Genomic DNA, 9,076 nt, shown 5'->3' on the forward strand with positions numbered 1-9,076 from the left:
CGGAGGGCCGTGGACAGTCGAGTTTACCGGCGCACTAGCAGCGACGAACGTCTCTCTTATGACGGCAGACTATTCACTGTTAGTGGGAACCAATGAAGTTCAGACAATTACGCTCGCAACTGGGGCGAGCGGTGGAACATTCACGCTTACCTTTCTGGGTCAAACAACATCAGCCATCGCCTATAACGCGAGTGCCGCGACTATTGAGTTAGCCCTTGAGGCACTTAGTACAATCCCGGTCGGTGAGGCCACAGTAGCCGGCGCAGGCCCGTGGACAGTAACATTCTCGGGAACACTTGGAAGTGCAGACGTATCAATAATCACGATCAATACGGCCAATATTACAGGCGGGCTGTCTGGCTCATTTGCGGAAACGCAGGCGGGAGGTGGCGCGGAGAATGATCGCTACTACATCAACGCAAATGAGTCGTCGAGCTATGCGGGCAGCTTTGTGATTGCGGGCAATGCAAGTGTTACGGCTGGGACTTTCACACTGGCCGTGAAGATTGGCGGAACATCGTTCATCTCGACCACAGCGGCGATTGCATTTGATCCCACAGCGGGAGATATACAGAAAGCGATCGAAGCAACATGGGTCGGCGATAACGGGGAGTCGAAGGTTCAAGTGACGGGAGCGGCTGCGGGAGACAAGTTAAGTGCCGGTGACACGATCAATTTTCTTGTGCAGCCAAAGGGAGGAACTTCACTCGGGGCAATCACAGTGACTATCACGAGTTCATTGACGGGCGGAACCTATACGGGATCTGGAACGAATGGTCTTTATGGATCGGGGTCTTACACATCTGGCGAATCGTTCTACTTGACGCTCAATGGCCAAACAACTTCCGATCTTAATGACGATGCGAGCGCAGCGACAATCCAAGCTGCTCTTGAATCTCTCTCTGGAGTGGGTGCGGGAAATGTGACGGTAACCGGGAACGGCACATTACTGAATGAGGACTCATTCGGAATCGAACTCGTCGGCAGCCTTTCAAACACTGCACATGGATGGGCGTTTTCTATCGGCTCAAACAGTGGTTTCTCCGGGCTTTCAGCAGGGGTTTCAGTCACGGGCGGCGGCGGAACAGAAGAGATACAGACTCTTACGATAACGGGCTCTCCAGGATCAGGAACATTCTCAATCGACTACGCCGGGCAGCGAACATCAATGATCGCCTACAACGCGAGTGCCGCGACGGTGCAAACAGCCCTTGAAGCACTTAGCAATATAGGGGTAGGTGAAGCGGTTTGTACGGGAGGGGATTTGCCGGGGTCAGATGTGGTCATTACGTTTGCGGGGTCTCTGTCAGGGATTGATATAGCGGCACTCACTTTCAATCACGGAACAGTAGAAGAGACAACGCCCGGCAGTGGGTCTCCCAGTGTAACAATCGCTACGACACAGGCCCCGGTCGAACACGCAGCAACAACGGCCAGCGAAGGCCCGAACGACTGGAGCATTGCCGCTAACTTCAACACCAACACGGTGCCAGTGACGGGCGACACGGTTTACGTCAGCGACACGAACCAGAGTATTTTGTACGGCCTCGACCAGAGTGCGGTTACACTGGCGGCTCTGCACATCGAGCAGACCTTTTCAGGCTTCATTGGCCTGCCCCGCACGAATTCAGACGGTGCGTCTTCCTACTTCGAGTACCGCGATCAATATTTAAAGATCGGTGCTACCACGCTGTTCATCGGTGACAAAGAGGGCGATGGTTCGGACCGGATTAAAATCAATCTGGGATCGGTGCAAAGTACCGTGCTGATTACCGACTCCGGCGACGGCGAAGATGCGAACACACCGGCAATTCTTTTGCTGGGCACACATGCCAGCAACGTAATCAACATCAACCGGGGATCGCTGGGCGTGGCTTATTATCCGACTGAGGTCTCCACGATTGCCACGTTACGGCAGGCGTTCTTTGACGATGCCACTGATGACACGAACGTCTATTTAGGGACAGGTGTGACGATTACCGACATCGTTAAAACCGGTGGAGTGCTCGATGTTAACTCTGCTACAACCACGTTTAAGCAGACAGCAGGCACGACCACGGTCCACGATGGGGCACACACGGTCTTAAACCTCTTGTCAGGTCTGTTGAATTACAACTCGACCGGCACACTGGCAGCAGCGAATCTCTCCGGCGATGCCGTGTTAGTGTTCGACCAAGACGCGCGACCCAAGACAGTAACGGTGATCGATAAATACACCGACGATTCCGAAATCTATGACGTGTCCGGAAGCATTGCCAGCCCCGTGATTGATCTGAATAACTGCGGTGATTTAAGCACGTTGCACATGTGGTAGAGCGCATTCGTAGATTCTGTCCGGTTTACGCGGTTGATGAATACCATCTGGTCGAGAAGTCGGAAAACCCGTATCAGTCTGTCGTTGATTTGTCAGACGTAATTTGTTTTTCGAGCTTCATTCAGTCGGAAGAACTGTTCGGCAAAACAGACTGGAAGAACAAGCCCATCGTCACGACGGCACACGGCCAGTGTGAATACAGTGTTCGCCAGATCGAGACCGCCTTGAAATATGGCGGCAGGAAAGTATATCTGGCGGTCAGTCGCGCTGCGGTGAAGTCCTACCCTGCAGAGCTGCGGGATCAGGTGACCGTGATTTATAACGGGATTGATTTTTCGCGCTGTGCTCCCACCAGGACACGAGATGAAATCCGGGAGTCCTGGGGGGTTGGGCCGGACGTGAAAGCAATCGGTTATCTGGGACGCATGGCCCGCGACAAAAACTGTATTGCGACCGCTCAGGCGGTTGCCGAGCTGGGTGAAGGATATCACGCGGTTTACCTGGGGAACGGCTATGCTGAAGATGAGATCAGGAATCAGGTCCGTAAGATTTGCGGCGACGCCTGCACACTGCTTGATAAGGAAGAACTGGTCGGGAATGCTTTGTCCGCACTTGATGCGATTGTGATTGCCTCTCCCGAAGAGGGGGGACCGATGATTGCATCAGAAGCGTGGTTGTCAGGATGTCCGGTTGTTGCCACACCGGTCGGCATGATTCCCGAACTGGAAGACCAACACGGGACGCTGACACAGATGATCCCCGTCAACGCGGATGCGAAAACAATTGCCAAGGCCGTGACATCTGCAGTCAGAGACACCCCGGTGACCCGCCACGCACGCGAGGTGGCCTGGATGCTGTTCTCTCCTGCGATCCAGGTGCAGCGATTTGAGCGGGCAATCAGAGGGGGAATCCATAGCGGAAAAAATATTCCTGTTCCCGCTACAGTAAAACCCGATCAGAAGCGGGTCGGTTTTTGCATCGGCACCTGCTCGATGGGAGGGGTGACCCGGGGGATTCTGGCGTTGATGGATCAGGGCTGCCCCGGAATCGTCTGGTCGGGGATTGCCATCGAGGGGCCGGGTTCGTTTGACCCGATCTGTGCTAAACGGATGCTTGAGTATTGCCCTGTGTTTTGCACTCAGGACGCTCCAAAATTCGAAGGTCTGGTGACCGTTGTTCCGAATGCGTGCCAGGAGGTCGTGAGCCGTTCGGATACCGTGAAACTCTGGGGGCACATCTGCCCCCGGCCTGAGCTCGATAAAACGAACTGGGACACTGTGGAAGTGATTACGGCGGCACACGGTCAGTGCGACTGGACTGTGAAGAATATTAATACCAGTTTGAAATATGGGAAATACCACAAGCTGCTTTCGGTTTCCGGCGGTGGCGTAAAATGTTTTCCGGAACATCTGCGGGATAGAGTCGCCGTGATCTATAACGGTCTGGACTTTACGCGTTGCGTGGCCCGGAAGAGCCGGCGGCAGATGCGTGCCGAATGGGGAGTGTCGGACGAAAAAATAATTATCGCTTACCTGGGCCGGTTTGAAAAAAGCAAGAACCCCCAACTGGTTGCAAAGTCTGTGGCGAAACTCGGGGCTGGCTACCACGCGTTAATTGTGGGTGAGGGGGTCGACAACGACGAAATCATCAGAGAGTCACTGCATGATTGCGGAAGAAAGCACATCACAATCCTGGGAAATCAGGACGACGTGGGTTCTGTGCTGAATGCCGTTGATTTTATCTTAATGGCAGGGCCGACAGAGGGATGCCCGCAGGTGATGATGGAAGCATTTGGTGCAAGGTGCCCCGTGATCTCGACCAGAACGGGTTTTCTGGAAGAATTTGAAAAGCCGTTTGGTAAACTGGTGTTTGAAATACCGTTCGATCCCACTCCGGAAGACGTGGCCAACGCCGTTATTTTTGCGAACAGCCGATTGGCTGAAGACGACGAAATGCTCGAACGCGCTTTTCTGGTCGCCATGAAGCAGTTCAATCTGCGAAAACACGCAATGGATTTTTCGAGATTTGTTCACGATAAAACGAATGTAGTCTCGCTGGGGGAAGGACATGATTTACAACCACGACCTGAGGTTTGCGTTCATTCACGCTCCCAAATGCGCCGGGGTGTCGCTCAGCAACTGGCTCAAAGAAAACTTTGAGTTTCAGGATTACCTTGACCTTGACGATATTCAATTTGGCGGCACTGTCGTTGAACGTCATCGTTTTGTAATTCCGGATGAGTTTAAATACCACAATATTATCACCTGTATCCGCGAACCGTTTGAGCGCTGGGAATCGTTTTACCTGTATCAGTCGTTACAGATGGGGGCTGACCTGTCCTTTGAGGAATTCACACGTCAGCGACTGAATTGGCTGCCTCGGCAGACGCACTACACGAAACAGGCGACCTATATTCTGCGGGTCGATCAGCTCGATTCCGAAGTCAATAAACTCCCGTTTGCGCGGTATCCGATTCCAGAGATCCCCCGGCTGAATGTGTCACAGAATCAATTGGAATACGATCGCGTGAAAGACAGAATTAAATGGACCGATGAATTACTGGCTCTGGTGACGGACCATTTCAGGGAAGACTGTGATATGTTCAGGAATTTAACATGAGAGATATTTTCGAACGAATTTTTAATACCAATGGGTGGAGCAGTGCGGAGAGCGTATCGGGTACTGGTTCCACATTGGAGCAGACCACGGTGATTCGGGAGCGACTTCCGGAGCTGTTCAAAAAATACGCCATCAAAATTCTGCTTGATATCCCCTGCGGCGACTTCCACTGGATGAGCCTGGTTCCTAAAGAGGGAATTCATTACATCGGTGGTGATATCGTGGGTGGGCTTGTTGACAGACTCTCACAATCGCACCACCACGACTTCTGTCTGCTTGACGTCACAGCCTCACCGCTTCCGGCCGTTGATCTGATTCTCACCCGAGACTGTTTTGTGCATCTCTCTAATGCGGCGATTTTTGCGGCGGTGCAGAACATCCGGGCCAGTGGCTCGAAGTACCTGCTGACAACCACGTTCTCTGATCGTGAAAACAGGGAGATTCAAACGGGGGACTGGAGACCGATCAACCTGCAGGCGGAACCGTTTCTGTTCCCAGCTCCACTCGAAATGATCAATGAAGGTTGTACGGAATGTGGTGGAGCGTTTGCAGACAAATCGCTGGCCCTCTATCAAATCTCGGATTTGCCAAAATTCTGAGTCGAGACGATCATACAACAGGAACCGGTGCGGGCTGAGGGCGCACCAGGGACCGCTCGGGTGGGTGATCATGGTCTCGCTGTCAACTTCCAGTGATGCTTCGTTTTTTAAATCAGTTTCCAGCCTTTGCGGTATTCGCGGCGGATGTATTGATCGGATTCCGGCGCGTTTGTTGCTCGCATGGCCTGGGTGTCCCAGTGCAGTTTTTTGCCCGTGCGATAGGCCACATTGCCGAGGTGATTGGCTTCGGTGAGCAGTCCTGCATATTCGAAGTTACAGGTCGTCGGATCGCCGGTTTTGCAGGCGTGAATCCACTCGGCGTGATGTCCCAGTGATTTAGGAATGGAAGGCGCTGGCGGTTTGAAGTCGGCGAATTCTTTTTCGGGCAGCAGAACGTGTTTGCCGTAATCCGTCAGCAGCATCCCTTTTTCGCCGACGAATAAAACGCCGTTCGCCCATTGAGGGATTTTGCCTTCTTCCCAGAGTTTGGGTTTATTCGTGCCCTGATACCAGCCCACCGTGACAGGGGGCAGATCGCCGCGCTGGCCGTATTCATAAACGGCCTGCATCGACGCCGGTGCGATTTCTTTTTGAATGGGAGGACCTGCTGCTTCGATCGTGAGCGGATGATCCAGCTTCAAAGCCCAGAAGGGTAAATCGATCCAGTGGCTGCCTAAGTCAGACATCGTGCCATTTCCAAAATCCCACCAGCGGTACCACTTGGGGCCGGGGAAATAAATGTTATTGAAAGGACGCTCGGGAGCAGGACCCAGCCAGAGATCCCAGTCCAGCCCTTTCGGAACAGGGTCAGACTGACTCGGACGTTTTTCAGAATAGACGATATCCTGGGCCTTGCGGGCTTCTTCCTCAGAACGATGCCAGCCCCAGGCACGGGAGACCCAGACGTGTGCTTCCTGCACGGGGCCGATCGCCCCGGATTGAATCAGTTCGACCACGCGTCGATAATTGTCGCCCGCGTGAATTTGTGTGCCCATCTGTGTCGCGACATTCGCATCGCGGGCTGCTTCGCGGATCACGCGGGCTTCCCAGACACTGTGTGTGAGTGGTTTTTCACAGTAGACATGTTTTTTCAATTGCAGTGCCGGCAGTGTGGCGAAGGCATGTGTGTGCTCGCACGTACTGACAACCACGGCGTCAAATTTATCAGCGTGATCGTAGACCTCGCGGAAATCCTTGAACTGCTTTGCTTCGGGATGGCTCTGGGCGGCGCGGAACAGATTCTGTTCGTTCACATCACAGAGTACCGTGATATTTTCGGAAGAGACCGACTTAAGATTACTGCCGCCCCGTCCCCCGGAACCAATGATGGCGATGTTGAGTTTTTCATTCAGATTTCTGCCACGTAGAATGGCAGGCGCGCCAAAGCCGACAGCTGCGGCAGCGGACGCTGATGTTGCCAGAAATCGTCTGCGGTTCATTGAGGAACGGGAATGATCCGCTTTGCCGGGTTGGTTTTGCACAGTGAGCCCTTTGCATCTGAATGATCAAATTGCCATCTAGCCATAATTTTTATTACTTAACTCTCTTTAACTATGGCAGGATCTGCGGGGCTTCGCAAGACAAAATGAACGACTCAGGGAAAAACCGGGTTAATCCCGGCTTCGTTCAGAGATCCAATTCGCGGGCGCATTCAGGACAAACATCCTGATCATCGATGCCTCCATTAATATAGTGACGATGACAATTGCCGCAGACCGCAATTTGACCGGGATATTCTTCCAGCAGGTTCAGATAGTCAACGATCTGGCTTTCAATCTCCGGGACGCCAATGATTCCCTGGCTGAGATACAGGACTTCTTTGAGCAGCGCATCTGTTTCCGTCGCATAAGCCGTCTGTTGCTGGTTGGGTTGTCTGCTGCCTCGAGACAGTGGACCGGTGATTCCATCTGCTTCGACCGACCAGAGATGTCCGGCCCGCCACTGTCCTTCGCTGTCCTGCTGTAAAAAAACTTCGATCCGATTTGTTTCCGGGCCGGTGACAGGTATGCGGACAATGTTTGACAGGCCTGTTGTGGAGATCGGCTGTGATGATGCTTTGGGCTCTACTCTTTCGTGATCGAGGGCAGCTTCCTCTGTGGATTCGGGTTTCACTTCTGTTACTGGTTGTGTTTCGGTTGCCTTTAACGAAACACTATTTGCTTTCTTTATAGCGCCAGACGATTCGCATAGCTGAAGTAGTAAACGCGATTGCTGTTTGCGGAAAACGTTTCTTTGCCGTTTTGTCTGTTTCCATTGGCGTCGGAGTTGTTTCAGTGATTGTTCTGCCTGGTGTAGTTGGGGCGTCAGTTGGATCAATTGTTGCGTGATTTCTGAAAGCGTGTGTTGATCGTCGCTTTCAAAAGGAGACGCCGCAGTTTCTTCAGAAAAGTCCAGTGTTTCGCCACGATGCCAACGACAGTAGGCTTTGCGCCAGAGATGCCAGGCGCTTGTGTCAAACAGATACGGATTTCCTGTGAGAGGAGTCTCTGCCTCATACGCGTTAATCGCCTGCTCAATGATCGTTTTCTGAGGTTCAGCCGATAAGTGGCCGCTTATTTCCAGCAGCTCGTTTTCCATGAACTCAGGTAACGAAGCGAATTCTTCCTGGTACGCTTCGTCAGCATCCACGCCGGCGTTGATCCAGGTCTGCAACTCACTGCGCTGTTCCGTCGTGAGTTGTGCGACACGGTCCTGACTGAATTCGATGCCCCATTCGGCGAGTTGACCACTGATGGTGCGGCAGGAATTCGAAACGAAATCGGGTTGAGCTGGCTGGTTTTGCATAGACGTAAAATCCTTGTATTTTGAACGTGATGGAGGAAAAATGAGACGGCAGCGGTCTGTGGCGGCGTCGTTATGCACTCTTGACGGCGTAAGTCGCGATGCCCTGTTCGCAGTGTTTTAAAGAGAGTTGCGCTCCCTCAGTCAATATGGAGACTGGCAGGTAGTCGCCGAGAATTTCGATGGCGATTTCATCGGGTAGCAACCCTTCCTGTTTCGGCACGGATGTCGATCCATAGGGCGTATGGATGACATCCCAGGTGGTCGCATTTTCCAGTTCGGCCAGAGCTTGCTGCTCCACATGTTTCAGATCTTGCCAGGCCTGTTCCGCCAGGGAAAACGGTTCCTGCTTGTTGATCGTTGCCAGATGAAGCGATTCAAACGATTGAATCGTGTCCCGCCAGCCTGCGACGGCCGCTTCGTACGATTGGGCCATCGAATGACAGACTTCGGCCTCTTCCTGGTCCCCTTTCAACCGCTCGAGTTTCGATTTTTCCTGATTCAACTTGCGAGTCAGGCTGCTGATCTGCTGATCCTGATCGCGTAACAGCTGGTTGCATTGCCCGACATCGGTGCCCGCTTCCGCCGCGGTCAGGCCTTCGTATTCATCTTCAATGGTCAGCAGATTGACATAACTCTGTTTCAGCACTTCGGGAAATTCTGACAGCGTTTCTTTTGCGGCTGTTTGTTGGTCAGCAGCGATTCCCGATTCGTTTGAAAACGGTAACAGACTGTGGTTTTCATTGATTTCAGGTACTTGATC

General features: G+C 52.8%; 7 protein-coding genes. 4 read left to right on the forward strand and 3 right to left on the reverse strand.

The window, feature by feature from the left end; translation table 11 throughout:
* The 4 genes from Q0294_RS07920 to Q0294_RS07935 all read left to right on the forward strand — a co-directional run.
* Nucleotides 1–2,314 (forward strand): hypothetical protein (locus tag Q0294_RS07920; RefSeq protein ID WP_299462989.1); only part of this gene is annotated, 2,314 nt, incomplete at its 5' end.
* On the forward strand, nucleotides 2,308–4,473 hold the full coding sequence (locus Q0294_RS07925; RefSeq protein WP_299462992.1) for a glycosyltransferase family 4 protein: 2,166 nt from the start codon (nucleotides 2,308–2,310) through the stop codon (nucleotides 4,471–4,473). The genes Q0294_RS07920 and Q0294_RS07925, both read left to right, overlap by 7 nt.
* Complete coding sequence (locus Q0294_RS07930; RefSeq protein WP_299462995.1) at nucleotides 4,439–4,933, forward strand: hypothetical protein; 495 nt, start codon at nucleotides 4,439–4,441, stop codon at nucleotides 4,931–4,933. Before Q0294_RS07925 ends, Q0294_RS07930 begins: the two co-directional genes overlap by 35 nt.
* Nucleotides 4,930–5,532, forward strand: coding sequence for a class I SAM-dependent methyltransferase (locus Q0294_RS07935; protein WP_299462998.1), 603 nt, complete (start codon nucleotides 4,930–4,932; stop codon nucleotides 5,530–5,532). Before Q0294_RS07930 ends, Q0294_RS07935 begins: the two co-directional genes overlap by 4 nt.
* Before the next feature lie 107 nt (nucleotides 5,533–5,639).
* Here Q0294_RS07935 and Q0294_RS07940 read toward each other — a convergent pair whose 3' ends face one another.
* The 3 genes from Q0294_RS07940 to Q0294_RS07950 all read right to left on the reverse strand — a co-directional run.
* Nucleotides 5,640–7,013, reverse strand: coding sequence for a Gfo/Idh/MocA family oxidoreductase (locus tag Q0294_RS07940; protein WP_299463001.1), 1,374 nt, complete (start codon nucleotides 7,011–7,013; stop codon nucleotides 5,640–5,642).
* A 145-nt stretch (nucleotides 7,014–7,158) separates the two neighbouring features.
* Nucleotides 7,159–8,316: a hypothetical protein gene (locus Q0294_RS07945; RefSeq protein ID WP_299463004.1), complete on the reverse strand. Its 1,158-nt coding sequence runs from the start codon at nucleotides 8,314–8,316 to the stop codon at nucleotides 7,159–7,161.
* Nucleotides 8,317–8,386: 70 nt separating this feature from the next.
* Nucleotides 8,387–9,076: hypothetical protein (locus Q0294_RS07950; protein ID WP_299463007.1), on the reverse strand; the 690-nt coding region annotated here is incomplete at its 5' end.

Origin of the sequence: uncultured Gimesia sp., from assembly GCF_937919775.1 — a bacterium.
Taxonomy (GTDB): domain Bacteria; phylum Planctomycetota; class Planctomycetia; order Planctomycetales; family Planctomycetaceae; genus Gimesia.